Annotated in this window: 10 protein-coding genes and 4 tRNA genes; 6 read left to right on the plus strand and 8 right to left on the minus strand. The window is 71.5% G+C overall.

Features of this window, described 5'->3' with window-relative positions:
- Positions 1 to 317: 317 nt before the first annotated feature.
- From crcB to ACWFQ8_RS08440, 3 genes are read right to left on the minus strand one after another with little or no spacing between them, the layout of a single operon-like run.
- Positions 318 to 692 carry a fluoride efflux transporter CrcB gene (crcB, locus tag ACWFQ8_RS08430; RefSeq protein ID WP_453785431.1) on the minus strand — a complete coding sequence of 125 codons (375 nt, stop codon included), beginning with the start codon at positions 690 to 692 and terminating at the stop codon, positions 318 to 320.
- Positions 689 to 1,177 (minus strand): FluC/FEX family fluoride channel, encoded by a 489-nt coding sequence (locus ACWFQ8_RS08435; protein WP_453785432.1) that lies wholly within the window; start codon positions 1,175 to 1,177, stop codon positions 689 to 691. Before ACWFQ8_RS08435 ends, crcB begins: the two co-directional genes overlap by 4 nt.
- Positions 1,174 to 1,524: a metallopeptidase family protein gene (locus ACWFQ8_RS08440; RefSeq protein ID WP_030012899.1), complete on the minus strand. Its 351-nt coding sequence runs from the start codon at positions 1,522 to 1,524 to the stop codon at positions 1,174 to 1,176. The genes ACWFQ8_RS08435 and ACWFQ8_RS08440 overlap by 4 nt, the downstream gene beginning before the upstream one ends.
- 104 nt (positions 1,525 to 1,628) lie before the next feature.
- Here ACWFQ8_RS08440 and ACWFQ8_RS08445 point away from each other — a divergent pair.
- From ACWFQ8_RS08445 to ACWFQ8_RS08455, 3 genes are all read left to right on the plus strand, one after another.
- Positions 1,629 to 1,701: transfer RNA gene (locus ACWFQ8_RS08445), tRNA-Glu, on the plus strand.
- 39 nt (positions 1,702 to 1,740) lie between these two features.
- A tRNA-Asp gene (locus ACWFQ8_RS08450) sits at positions 1,741 to 1,814 on the plus strand.
- 22 nt (positions 1,815 to 1,836) lie between these two features.
- A tRNA-Phe gene (locus ACWFQ8_RS08455) sits at positions 1,837 to 1,913 on the plus strand.
- A gap of 36 nt (positions 1,914 to 1,949) precedes the next feature.
- On the opposite strand, the gene ACWFQ8_RS08460 is transcribed toward ACWFQ8_RS08455, so the two are convergent.
- The 3 genes from ACWFQ8_RS08460 to ACWFQ8_RS08470 all read right to left on the minus strand — a co-directional run bounded on the left by ACWFQ8_RS08460 (position 1,950) and on the right by ACWFQ8_RS08470 (position 4,198).
- Positions 1,950 to 2,858 (minus strand): cytochrome c biogenesis CcdA family protein, encoded by a 909-nt coding sequence (locus ACWFQ8_RS08460; RefSeq protein WP_453785433.1) that lies wholly within the window; start codon positions 2,856 to 2,858, stop codon positions 1,950 to 1,952.
- Positions 2,855 to 3,604 (minus strand): DsbA family protein, encoded by a 750-nt coding sequence (locus ACWFQ8_RS08465; RefSeq protein ID WP_453785434.1) that lies wholly within the window; start codon positions 3,602 to 3,604, stop codon positions 2,855 to 2,857. Before ACWFQ8_RS08465 ends, ACWFQ8_RS08460 begins: the two co-directional genes overlap by 4 nt.
- A gap of 111 nt (positions 3,605 to 3,715) precedes the next feature.
- Entirely contained in the window at positions 3,716 to 4,198 is a 483-nt protein-coding gene (locus ACWFQ8_RS08470; protein WP_453785435.1) for a hypothetical protein, read from the minus strand.
- A 111-nt stretch (positions 4,199 to 4,309) separates the two neighbouring features.
- Here ACWFQ8_RS08470 and hrpA point away from each other — a divergent pair, with 111 nt between their 5' ends.
- Both hrpA and ACWFQ8_RS08480 read left to right on the plus strand, forming a co-directional pair.
- Positions 4,310 to 8,242, plus strand: a complete 3,933-nt coding sequence (gene hrpA / locus ACWFQ8_RS08475; RefSeq protein WP_453785436.1) for an ATP-dependent RNA helicase HrpA — start codon at positions 4,310 to 4,312, stop codon at positions 8,240 to 8,242.
- Between the two features lie 68 nt (positions 8,243 to 8,310).
- Positions 8,311 to 8,384: transfer RNA gene (locus ACWFQ8_RS08480), tRNA-Asp, on the plus strand.
- A 679-nt stretch (positions 8,385 to 9,063) separates the two neighbouring features.
- Here the strand turns inward: ACWFQ8_RS08480 and bldC are convergent.
- The gene (gene bldC / locus ACWFQ8_RS08485) at positions 9,064 to 9,270 is read right to left on the minus strand and encodes a developmental transcriptional regulator BldC (RefSeq protein ID WP_003949541.1); all 207 of its coding nucleotides are present in this window, start codon (positions 9,268 to 9,270) and stop codon (positions 9,064 to 9,066) included.
- A gap of 557 nt (positions 9,271 to 9,827) precedes the next feature.
- Entirely contained in the window at positions 9,828 to 10,682 is an 855-nt protein-coding gene (locus tag ACWFQ8_RS08490; protein ID WP_453785437.1) for a hypothetical protein, read from the minus strand.
- 241 nt (positions 10,683 to 10,923) lie between these two features.
- Between ACWFQ8_RS08490 and ACWFQ8_RS08495 the strand changes: the two genes are divergently transcribed.
- The gene (locus tag ACWFQ8_RS08495) at positions 10,924 to 12,018 is read left to right on the plus strand and encodes a Leu/Phe/Val dehydrogenase (RefSeq protein WP_453785438.1); all 1,095 of its coding nucleotides are present in this window, start codon (positions 10,924 to 10,926) and stop codon (positions 12,016 to 12,018) included.
- The last annotated feature ends 216 nt before the right edge of the window (positions 12,019 to 12,234 follow it).

The raw sequence follows: 12,234 nt of genomic DNA on the forward strand, positions 1-12,234 counted from the left end.
GCTGCCGTGCAGGCCGGAGCCCCGCCCGGAGCCGGCGCCCTTGCCCGCGGCGGCGCCCCCGGGACCGACCGTGGAGGAGGCACCGGGCTTCGCCGCGTCTTCGCCGACACTTATGCAGCCCGCCGCGGCCGCGACCGTGAGCACGGTGACGGCCACGCGGAGGGAAGCGGACAATTGGCGCACGAGGGCACCTCCGGGAGCCTGGGGGACGAGCGTTCCGCATGAGCGGGTCAATGTGCCCAACTCTCTTGGGCCCGTGAGGGACACGCCCCCGCGCGGAACCGCTCGCCGGGCCGGCCCGGGGCCGCCGCGCGTACTCAGCCGGCCGACTGCCGCGCCACCTGCCACCCGAGGTGCACGGCGCCCAGCCCGACCAGCACCGATACGGCGACGTTCGCCGCCGCGAGGAAGGTCCGGCCGGTCTCGGCCAGTCGGAGCGTCTCGTAGGAGAACGTCGAGTACGTGCTCAGGGCCCCGCACAGCCCGGTGCCCAGCAGCAGGTCCAGCCGCGAGGAGGAGGCCCCGGCCAGCGCCGCCCCGCCGAGCGCCCCGAGCAGCAGGCACGCCACCGTGTTGACGACGAGGGTGCCCCAGGGGAAGACGGAGTCGTGCCGCGCCTGCACGGCGCGGTCCGTCAGGTAGCGCAGCGGCGCCCCGACGACCGCGCCCGCCACCACGAGCAGCCAGTTCACGGCCCCGCGCTCCCCGCCCGGCCGCTTCGGACCGCCCGGCGGGTCACCGAGGCCGCCGCCCACACCGCTCCCAGCGCCGCCACCGCGGTGAGGCCGGCGTAACCGAGCGCGGTCCCCGCCTCGCCCTCGTCCAGGAGCCGCGAGGAGTCCACGGCATAGGTGGAGAAGGTGGTGAAGCCGCCCAGTATCCCGACCCCGGCGAAGGGCCGCACCAGCGGGTGCGCGAGCCGACCGCCGGCACCGATCAGCACCATGAGGACGCCGATCAGCGCGCAGCCGGAGGTGTTGATCCAGAAGGTCGCCCACGGGAAGGCCCCGGGGCCGGCCGGCCACAGCAGGGAGATCCCGTACCGCGCCGAGGCCCCGACGGCTCCGCCCGCCGCGACCGCCGTGAGCACCCGGGCCCGGGGCTCGGCGTACTGGGCCGGGACGTGCAGGTCGACGTCGGGGTCGATGGCCTCGCCGCCGGGGACCGGCCGGGTCACCCGTAGCCCAGGGCGTGCAGGCGTTCGTCGTCGATCCCGAAGTGGTGGGCGATCTCGTGCACCACGGTGACCTCCGTCTCCGCGACCACGCTCTCCCGGTCCTCGCACATCCGCAACGTGGGGTTGCGGTAGATGGTGATCCGGTCGGGCAGCACTCCGGCGTACCACTCGCCCCGGTCGGTGAGCGGGGTCCCTTCGTACAGACCGAGCAGCTCGGGGTCGTCGGCGGGAGGCTCGTCCTCGACGAACACCGCCACGTTGTCCATCAGCCGCGTGAGCTCCGGCGGGATGCGGTCCAGGGCCTCTGCGACGAGCTCTTCGAACTCCTCGCGCGTCATCTCCAGCACCTGGCCATTGTCGCCCTGGAGGAAACCGTTTTGGCGATAGCTGCCGGGATCCCATATGCTTCTCACGTCCCCGACGCGCTGGAAAGCGCCCAGGCGGGCCTTTAGCCCTCATCGTCTAGTGGCCCAGGACGCCGCCCTTTCAAGGCGGTAGCACGGGTTCGAATCCCGTTGGGGGTACGCATTACCGTGTGCAAGACTTGGTCTCGCACACTGCAAGGTCCTGTGGAGCAGTTGGTTAGCTCGCCACCCTGTCAAGGTGGAGGTCGCGGGTTCAAGTCCCGTCAGGATCGCTGAGGCCGGAAACGGTTTCGTGGCTGGGTAGCTCAGTTGGTACGAGCGATCGCCTGAAAAGCGATAGGTCGCCGGTTCGACCCCGGCCCCAGCCACCACAGGAAGGCCCCGTCCATCGGACGGGGCCTTCCGCGTTACTCCGTGGTCTGCGGCGTCTCCGTGGTCTCCGTGGTCTTCGTGGTCTTCGTGGTCTTCGTGGTCCGCACGGCCCCGGCGGACCGGGTCGCACGCGTCGCGCGGCGCCGGTGCAGCAGCCCGAAGGCCACCGCGCCCCCGGCGACCGGCCCGAGCAGCGCCCAGTCCGGGACGGCTGCGGCCAGCGCGTTCACCCGCTGCTCCACCGCGAACGAGTCGTCCACGTCCAGCAGCCCGGGCAGTGCGCTCGCCCCGTCGTAGACGAGGAACAGCACCCCCAGGGTGATGAAGAACAGCCCGGACAGCAGCGACGTGGTGTGCAGCTCGAAGCGGCCCAGCGTGAAGGCCCGGCCGCGCAGCAGGCGCCGCCGGCCCAGCTCGAACCGTTCCCACAGCAGGGCCAGCAGGAACAGCGGTACGGCCATCCCGAGCGCGTACACCGCCAGCAGCAGCCCGCCGTAGACCGGGCTGCCGCTGACGGCCGCCACCGTCAGGACGCTGCCCAGGATCGGACCGGCGCAGAAGCCGGCCAGCCCGTAGACCGCGCCGAGGGCGTACACCGACAGGGCGGTGGTCGGCCGGATCCGGCCGGACAGCTCCGCGATCCGGCGCGGGGCGAAGCCCAGGCCCAGGATCTGGGCGAGCCCCAGCGCGATGATCACCCACCCGCCCGCGAGGACGAGCTGGTCGCGGTTGCCGTGGAAGAACCGACCGGCGTACGAACCGGCCGCGCCCAGCGGTACGAGGGTGCTGGCGAGGCCCGCGTAGAAGATCCCGGTTCGGGCCAGCAGCCGGGAGGCGGAATCGATCGAGTACGCGAAGAAGGCCGGCAGCAGCAGCGCGCCGCACGGGCTGAGCAGGGCGAGCAGGCCGCCCAGCAGGGCGGCCAGGTAGCCGATGTCGGTCATTCCCCGACCGCCGCCGCGGCCCGGGCGATGGCGGCCGTGAAGGCCTCGGCCGGCTGCGCCCCGGCGATCGGCTGCCCGTTGACCAGGAAGGACGGAGTGGAGGTCACCCCGATGCGGTAGCCCTCCTCCCGGTCCTTGCGCAGGGCCGCGGCGGCCTCCTCGCCGGCCAGGTCGGCCTTGAAGCGCTCCAGGTCGGGGACTCCGGCCTCCCGGGCCAGCTCCAGCAGGCGCGCCTCGCCGAAGCCCTTCTCCTTGGCGCCCTCGGCGTACGCGGCCGCGTGGAACTGCGGGAACCGGTCCTGCCGGCCGGCCGCCCAGGCTGCCTTGGCGGCGGCCTCGGAGTCGGCGCCGAAGATCGGGAAGTTGCGCCACTCGATGCGCAGGGTGCCGTCCTCGACGTACTTCTTCACCAGTGCGGGCTCGGTGTCCCGCGCGAACTTGCCGCAGTAGCCGCACGAGAAGTCGGAGTACTCGATGAGGACGACGGGCGCGTCCGCGCGGCCGAGGGCGAGCTTGTCGCCGGCCTCGCGGCGGGCCAGGGCCTTGAGTGCGGCGGCGGGGTCGGTACGGGGCGTGGCGGCGACGGGGCCGGATCCGGCGGCGCGGCCGGAGTCCTTGTCGGCGGGTGCGGTGGCCTGCCAGGAGACGAGCCCGAGGGTGACGGCGGCGACGGCGACGCCGGCCGCGATCAGCAGCGGCTTGCGGGAGGAGGAAGAAGAGGGAGAGGAAGAAGGGGAGGGCGACATGCGGGTACGTGCTCCAGTGGATGCGCGGGGCGGTCGTGCTGTCGGGGCGGTCCTCGCGGATCGGCGCGCGGTGCCGGTGGCACCGGCGCGGCGTGATCCGCCGGTCGCCTCCTAGACCCGCAGCACGGACAGCTCCACCGGGCCCGGCGCCGACCGGTCGGGGCCGCGTAGGGGGACCCGTACGGGCGTCGTCCCGCGCGGCCGGGCGCCGTCGGGGTCCGGCCGCGCCGCCGGGACCTGCGCGTGGTCGGACCCGGGGCGCGGCGGGACGGCGGGGGCGCCGTCGCGGCCCGGCCCGCCGGGCGCGCAGACGGGCCCTTCGTCCCGGGCGGCGGCGAAGACGGTCCCGGACCCCGAGTCCACGGCCGCCCGGCCCGGGCCGGAGGTCGGGACGGCCGCCACCGCCGGGCCGGCCGTCGGCCCGGCCGCCAAGGCCACCGCCGGACCGGCCGTCGGCCCAACCGCCAAGGCCCCCGCCACCACCGACCCGCCCGCCGGACCGCCCGCCGGGGCCGCCGCCGCGGGTCCCGCGCAGGCCAGCAGGACCGCCAGTACGGCGGCCAGCAGGCACCGGACGCGGCGCGGGCGGGACATGGTGGGCGGCCTCTCACTCGGACAGTCGGGGGAGTCGTCCCGAAATGGTACGGGTCCGCCCGACAAATGCGTTCGCCACCCGGAGGGCCCAGGTGAGATCCTCGATCAGGTATGTCTACTTCCTTCGCCGCCCTGCAGACGCTTCTCGGTGAGATCTCCCTCCGTGACGCGCACCGCCTCGGCCGCCGCCTCGAAGGCGCCCGCCGTATCCGCAAGCCCGAGGCCAAGCAGGCCGTGCTCGACGAGATCGCCGCGGAGGCCGCCCAGGCCGCCGCGCGACTGGCCGGCCGTGCCTCGCGGATGCCGGAGGTCACGTATCCCGAGAACCTGCCCGTCAGCCAGAAGAAGGACGAGATCGCCGAGGCGATACGCGACCACCAGGTCGTGATCGTCGCGGGCGAGACCGGCTCCGGCAAGACCACCCAGATCCCCAAGATCTGCATGGAGCTGGGGCGCGGCGTCCGGGGCATGATCGGCCACACCCAGCCCCGCCGGATCGCGGCCCGCACGGTCGCGGAGCGCATCGCCGAGGAGCTGAAGTCCGAGATCGGCCGGACGGTCGGCTGGAAGGTCCGCTTCACCGACCAGGTGGACCAGGACGCGACCTTCGTGAAGCTGATGACCGACGGCATCCTGCTCGCCGAGATCCAGACGGACCGCGAGCTGCGCGCGTACGACACGATCATCATCGACGAGGCCCACGAGCGGTCCCTGAACATCGACTTCCTGCTCGGCTACCTCGCCACCCTGCTCCCCAAGCGCCCCGACCTCAAGGTGATCATCACCTCGGCGACCATCGACCCGGAGCGCTTCTCCCGCCACTTCGGGGACGCCCCGATCGTCGAGGTCAGCGGCCGCACGTATCCCGTGGAGGTGCGGTACCGCCCGCTCCTGGAGGAGGACGACGAGGACGCGGCGGACAGCGACCGGGACCAGATCACCGCGATCTGCGAGGCCGTGGACGAGCTCCAGTCCGAGGGGCCGGGCGACATCCTCGTCTTCCTCTCTGGCGAGCGGGAGATCCGTGACACCGCGGACGCGCTGAACAAGAAGAACCTGCGCCTCACCGAGGTCCTCCCCCTCTACGCGCGCCTCTCGCACGCCGAGCAGCACCGCGTCTTCCAGCAGCACACCGGGCGCCGCGTCGTCCTCGCGACCAACGTCGCCGAGACCTCCCTGACCGTCCCGGGCATCAAGTACGTGATCGACCCGGGCACCGCCCGGATCTCCCGCTACAGCCACCGCACCAAGGTCCAGCGGCTGCCCATCGAGCGGATCTCGCAGGCCAGCGCCAACCAGCGCAAGGGCCGCTGCGGTCGTACCAGCGACGGCATCTGCATCCGGCTCTACTCCGAGGACGACTTCCTCTCCCGGCCGGAGTTCACCGACGCCGAGATCCTGCGCACCAACCTGGCCTCCGTGATCCTCCAGATGACGGCGGCGGGACTCGGCGAGATCGAGAAGTTCCCCTTCATCGACCCGCCGGACCACCGCAACATCCGCGACGGCGTGCAGCTGCTGCAGGAGCTCGGCGCGCTCGACCCGGCGGAGAAGGACCCGCGCAAGCGGCTCACCCCGATGGGCCGGCAGCTCTCCCAGCTGCCCGTGGACCCGCGCCTGGCGCGCATGGTGGTCGAGGCCGACAAGAACAACTGCGTCCGCGAGGTCATGGTCATCGCGGCGGCCCTGTCGATCCAGGACCCCCGCGAACGCCCTTCGGACAAGCAGACGCAGGCCGACCAGAACCACGCCCGCTTCAAGGACGAGACGAGCGACTTCCTCTCGTTCCTGAACATGTGGCGCTACGTCCGGGAGCAGCAGAAGGAGCGCGGCTCCTCCGCGTTCCGCCGGATGTGCAAGCAGGAGTACCTGAACTTCCTGCGGATCCGCGAGTGGCAGGACATCTACTCGCAGCTGCGCACGGTCGCCAAGACCATGGGCTTCCACGTCAACGAGGCCGACGCGGCCGAGCAGCACGTGCATGTCTCGCTGCTGGCCGGCCTGCTGTCGCACATCGGGTTGAAGGACACCGACAAGAACGAGTACCTCGGTGCCCGCGGCGCGAAGTTCGCGGTCTTCCCCGGTTCGGCGCTCTTCAAGAAGCAGCCGAAGTTCGTCATGTCGGCGGAGCTCGTGGAGACCTCGCGGCTGTGGGCGCGGGTGAACGCCAAGGTCGAGCCCGAGTGGGTGGAGCCGCTGGCGCAGCACCTGATCAAGCGCACGTACAGCGAGCCGCACTGGGAGAAGGACCAGGCCGCCGTGATGGCGTACGAGAAGGTCACGCTGTACGGCGTGCCGATCGTCGCCCAGCGGAAGATCAACTACGGCCGGATCGACGCCGAGGTGTCGCGCGAGCTGTTCATCCGCAACGCGCTGGTCGAGGGCGACTGGCGCACGCACCACAAGTTCTACGCCGACAACCGCAAGCTCCTCACCGAGGTGGAGGAGCTGGAGAACCGGGCCCGCCGGCGCGACATCGTGGTGGACGACGAGACCCTCTTCGACTTCTACGACCAGAAGATCCCCGAGCACGTGGTCTCGGGGGCGCACTTCGACTCCTGGTGGAAGCACAAGAAGCGCGAGGAGCCGGAACTCCTCGACTTCGAGCGCGAGATGCTGCTCACCGAGAAGGCGGCCGGGGTCACCAAGGCCGACTACCCGGACACCTGGCGGCAGGGGGAGCTGAAGTTCCGGGTGACCTACCAGTTCGAGCCGGGCGCGGACGCGGACGGCGTGACCGTGCACATCCCGCTCCACGTGCTGAACCAGGTCACCGACGAGGGCTTCGACTGGCAGATCCCGGGTCTGCGGGAGGAGGTCGTCACCGAGCTGATCCGCTCGCTGCCGAAGCCGATCCGCCGGCACTACGTGCCCGCGCCCAACTTCGCGACCCGCTTCCTGGACACGGCCGTGCCCTTGCAGGAGCCGCTGCCCGTGACGCTGGCGCGCGAGCTCCGGCGGATGGTCGGGGTGCCGGTGTCGGCCGAGGACTTCGACCTGTCCCGGATCCCGGACCACCTGAAGATCACCTTCCGGATCGTCGACGAGCGCCGCAAGAACCTCGCCGAGGACAAGGACCTGGAGTCGCTGCGGCTGCGGCTCAAGCCCAAGGCCCGCCAAGCCCTCTCCCAGGCCGCCGCGGCCACCGCCGAGCGGGCGGGCGGGGAGTCCGTGGAGCGCGGCGGGCTGACCGACTGGACCATCGGCACGCTGACCCGGGTGTTCGAGACCCGGCGCGCGGGCCAGCCCGTGAAGGCGTACCCGGCGCTGGTGGACGAGGGGACGACCGTCTCCGTACGGCTCTTCGACACCGAGGCCGAGCAGCAGCGGGCGATGTGGCTGGGCACGCGGAAGCTGATCCTGCTGAACATCCCGGTGAACCCGGCGAAGTTCGCCTCGGACCACCTGAGCAACCAGCAGAAGCTGGCCCTGTCCCGGAATCCGCACGGCTCCGTCCAGGCGCTGTTCGACGACTGCGCGACCGCGGCGGCCGACAAGCTGATCGCGGACCACGGCGGTCCCGCGTGGGACGAGGCGGGCTTCCGCAAGCTCTTCGAGGCCGTGCGCGCGGACCTGGTGGACACCACCGTGCGGGCGGTCGGCCAGGTGCAGCAGGTCCTGGCCGCCTGGCAGGCCTGCGAGCGCAGGGTGAAGGCCACCAGCAGCCTGGCGCTGGTGGCCAACGTCCAGGACGTGCGGACGCAGCTGGCGGCGCTCGTGCCGGCCGGCTTCGTGACCCTCGCCGGGCTGCGCCGACTGCCGGACCTGATGCGCTACCTGGTGGCGGCCGACCGGCGGCTCCAGCAGATGCCCACGGGCGTCCAGCGGGACACCACGCGCATGCAGAAGGTCCACGAGATGCAGGACGAGTACGCCTGGCTGCTGGAGCAGTTGCCGAAGGGGCGGCCCGTGCCGTCCGAGGTGACCGACATCCGCTGGATGATCGAGGAGCTGCGGGTCAGCTACTTCGCGCACGCGCTCGGTACGGCGTATCCGGTCTCCGACAAGCGCATCGTGAAGGCGGTGGACGCGGCGGCCCCGTGATCGGTTCGACCGCACCCCCTGAGCTGCTGTACAGTCTGATTCGCGGCCAAGCAATCGGTCGCAATCGAGGACCTGTGGAGCAGTTGGTTAGCTCGCCACCCTGTCAAGGTGGAGGTCGCGGGTTCAAGTCCCGTCAGGTTCGCAGTGACGTCAGGGCCCGTATCCCTCTGGGGATACGGGCCCTGACGCGTTGACGGGTGACGTTCCGCCAGTCGCCGGGCCCAGCTGTCGGGCCCCGCCGTCCGGCCCAGTCGTCGGTCGCGCGACCGGCGCCCCGCGCGCACGTAGGCCCCGCCGGGCGCTTGCCCGGGGTCCACACGACCGCACGCGGCCTCGTGGCGCCCTGCGCGGCTCCCCGCAGGGCAGGAGGGCCCGTACGGACCCCCTCCGCCGCCTCCCTCGCGTCCCGGCCGCCCCCGCGCCCCCGCGCCCCCGGCGGCATCCCGACTTCCTTCCGGAATCCCCCGTTCGCGTGATGCGCCGCGCGACACGGGTCCCCATTACGGGGTGCATCGGCGCATGTACAAGAGTGATCATCTGTGACGGGAGTCACCGCACGAGTTTTTGGGACTCACTCTTTTATCGCATCCCTACGCACTCTCGATTTTATATGTGCCATTGCACCTACCTCTGGAAGGGCACTCCAGAGACTCGGAAACGCCGCGACCCGGACATAAAAAAGATCGCGCTGGACCCGGCGGAGTCCAGCGCGATCGAACGACTGCGAACCTGTGGGGCAGGTTCGGTCGCATGAAGCCTTGTGGGTTTCATCGGATTGGGGGACCCGATATCGACCCGTTAATGCGGGGTGCTGCGGAACCTCAGGCCTCGCTGCGCTGCTGCGGAATTCCCGCAAGCAGTGCGCGGACCTCAGCCTCGCGGTAACGGCGGTGTCCACCCAGGGTGCGGATGGACGTGAGCTTGCCAGCCTTGGCCCAGCGGGTGACCGTCTTCGGGTCCACGCGGAACATCGTGGCAACCTCAGCCGGGGTCAGCAGCGGCTCGGCATCAGGGGTGCGAGCGGTCATGAGCGGCCTCCTCGGGAGAACCGAACCATCTCGGTTCTTTCCTCTAAATTCTGCACCTTGGCCCGCGTTGCCCGAAATGGACATACGCGGGCCGAGTCGGTTATAGGACGAACGGCTTGTCCTCGGCACTACAACTACACCATCCGTCCAGCCCGAAGGGCCAAACCGACGGAATTGCCCTCCGAGGTGTTCATCAGCGGCGGAAGCCGATGGACCGTCCCATAACGGACAGTCACCCCACTGTGACGATCAGTCACAGAGCGATCAGGAGTCGTCAGACCCCCCGTAGAGTGCAATGCTGAGCATTCCGCCCTTAGTTGGGCGGAAGGAACCCTCCCCGGACTCCTTGTCCTATTTTGGCACGAGGGTAGGGGAAGGGCGCAAGGGTGTAGTTAGTGCGGTCCGTCACGCTTGGGCCAATGGCCCGTATCGGGACGTAGGTCCTGGCACTAGGTCCCAAATGCCACGATCAAGCCTCTGATCAGCCACTTATGGCCGATCGACCGATACGCCACGGTACGTACCGACGCCACGAGGGCCCCGGGGCCCCTCCGCGCCTAATTCGCGAAGAGCCGCTCCCGGACCGCCCTCCAGCGCTCCGCCAGCTCCTCGTACGCCTCCGCCGCCCCCTCCCGGTCCCCCGCCCGCAGCGCCGCGATGCCCGCCGCCAGGTCCCCGGCCGAGCGGTCGGCCGCGAGCCGGTCCGCCGGCAGCGCGTGCAGCAGGCCCCCGTAATCCAGTTCGACCATCGACCTCGGGTGGAACTCCTCCAGCCAGCTGCCGACCTCCACCAGGCCGTCGGCGAGCATCCCGTAGCCCTCCGCCTCGCGCAGGGTCCGCAGCGCCCGCGCCAGCCGCCGCCGCGCCTGCACCATCGGCGTCCGGTAGCGCAGCAGCTCGCCCGGCAGGTACTCCCGCTCCTCGTCGGCGACCAGGACGAACCAGCGCAGCGGCACCTGCCACACCCCGGTACGGATCCACGGGCGCGCGTCCGGGTTCCGCTCGCGCCAGCACTCGTACTCCTCCACCGCCCGTCGCCGCGCCGACGGCGGCAGCGCGGCGTCCAGAACCGGCAGCGGGAACCACTCGACCAGCTCCTGGAGCGCGAGCCAGCCGCGCAGCCGGGTGCGCCAGGGGCAGACCAGCAGCACGCCGTCGACCTCGGCGGTGAACGCGTCCGCGCTCTCCTGCGCCGGCACCCCCACCACGGGGACCCGCACCAAGTCCACCAGCGACCGGCGCAGTTCGTCCTGGGCCGTCGGGGTCGTCCCGCGCCGGGCGTAGTCGGCCCAGTGCGTGCGCTCCGGCTCGGGAAAGGCCGTCAGCGGCTCGTAGACGCGCAGGTAGGACGCGTAGGGCACGGCCGGCGCGGAGCGCGCGGCGGGCAGCAGGGGATCGGTGGATTCGCTCACGCCCTCGTACTCCCCCCTTTCGGGCACTCCTTCACCTCCCGGGCGCCGCGGCCCCGGGCCGGGAGGTCGCGGGAGACGCCGCGAAGCCGTGCTCCGGGCCCGCGCGTACTCCGGGAGGGTTTCGATCCGCGGACGGGCCCCCTACGCGCGGGCCGCAGGTCTTACGCTGCTCCCAGCGCGCCCGCCCCCACCCGCAGGGCCGGCGCCATTCCGCCGCATCTCTCCCATGGGAGTCACCACCGTGACCGAAATGACCGACGGCGTCCTGCACACCCTGTTCCGCACGGAGCAGGGCGGCCACGAGCAAGTCGTGCTGTGCCAGGACCGAGCCACGGGCCTCAAGGCCGTCATCGCGATCCACTCCACCGCTCTGGGCCCCGCCCTCGGCGGTACGCGCTTCCACGCGTACGCCTCGGACGAGGAGGCCGTCACCGACGCGCTGAACCTCTCCCGCGGCATGTCCTACAAGAACGCCCTCGCCGGTCTCGACCTGGGCGGCGGCAAGGCCGTGATCATCGGCGACCCCGACGTCCTCAAGAGCGAGGAACTGCTGCTGGCCTACGGCCGGTTCGTGGAGTCCCTCGGCGGCCGCTACGTGACGGCCTGCGACGTCGGCACCTACGTCTCGGACATGGACGTCGTGGCCCGCGAGACCCGCTGGGCGACCGGCCGCTCGCCCGAGAACGGCGGCGCCGGCGACTCCTCGGTGCTCACCGCGTTCGGCGTCTTCCAGGGCATGCGCGCCAGCGCCCAGCACCTGTGGGGCGACCCGACGCTGCGCGGCCGCAAGGTCGCCGTGGCGGGCGTGGGCAAGGTCGGCCACTACCTGGTCGAGCACCTGGTGGCGGACGGCGCCGAGGTCCTGATCACCGATGTGCGGGAGGACTCCGTACGCCGCGTCCTGGACCGCCACCCCGGCAAGGTCACCGCGGTCGCCGACACCGACGCCCTGATCCGCACCCGGGGCCTGGACGTCTACGCCCCCTGCGCGCTCGGCGGCGCCCTGAACGACGACTCCGTGGCCGCGCTCACCGCCTCCGTGGTCTGCGGTGCGGCGAACAACCAGCTCGCCCACCTCGGAGTCGAGAAGGACCTGTCGGACCGCGGCATCCTCTACGCGCCCGACTACGTGGTGAACGCGGGCGGGGTGATCCAGGTGGCCGACGAGCTGAACGGCTTCGACTTCGACCGCTGCAAGGCGAAGGCGTCGGAGATCTTCGACACCACGCTCGCCATATTCGCACGTGCGAAGGCGGACGGGATCCCGCCGGCCGCCGCGGCCGACCGGATCGCCGAGCAGCGCATGGCGGAGGCCCGCGTCGCCCTCGCGGTCTAGGCGCCTCCGGGCCGCCGGGTGCGGCCCGCCGGGGATGCGGCGAGACGGAACTCACTGCTCTTCGGCGGGTCGCCCGCCAGGAAAGGGTTAATATCGCAGCTGACCAGCGAGGACGGGGTGCCTTGCTGGTACTGCACCGGGGCGCGTCATGCGGGCGGCGTACCGTAGGGCCGCGGAAGCAGGTACCGTTAAACCCCTACGGACGGTCTCTCCACG

Source organism: Streptomyces sp. NPDC055254 (genome assembly GCF_053606025.1).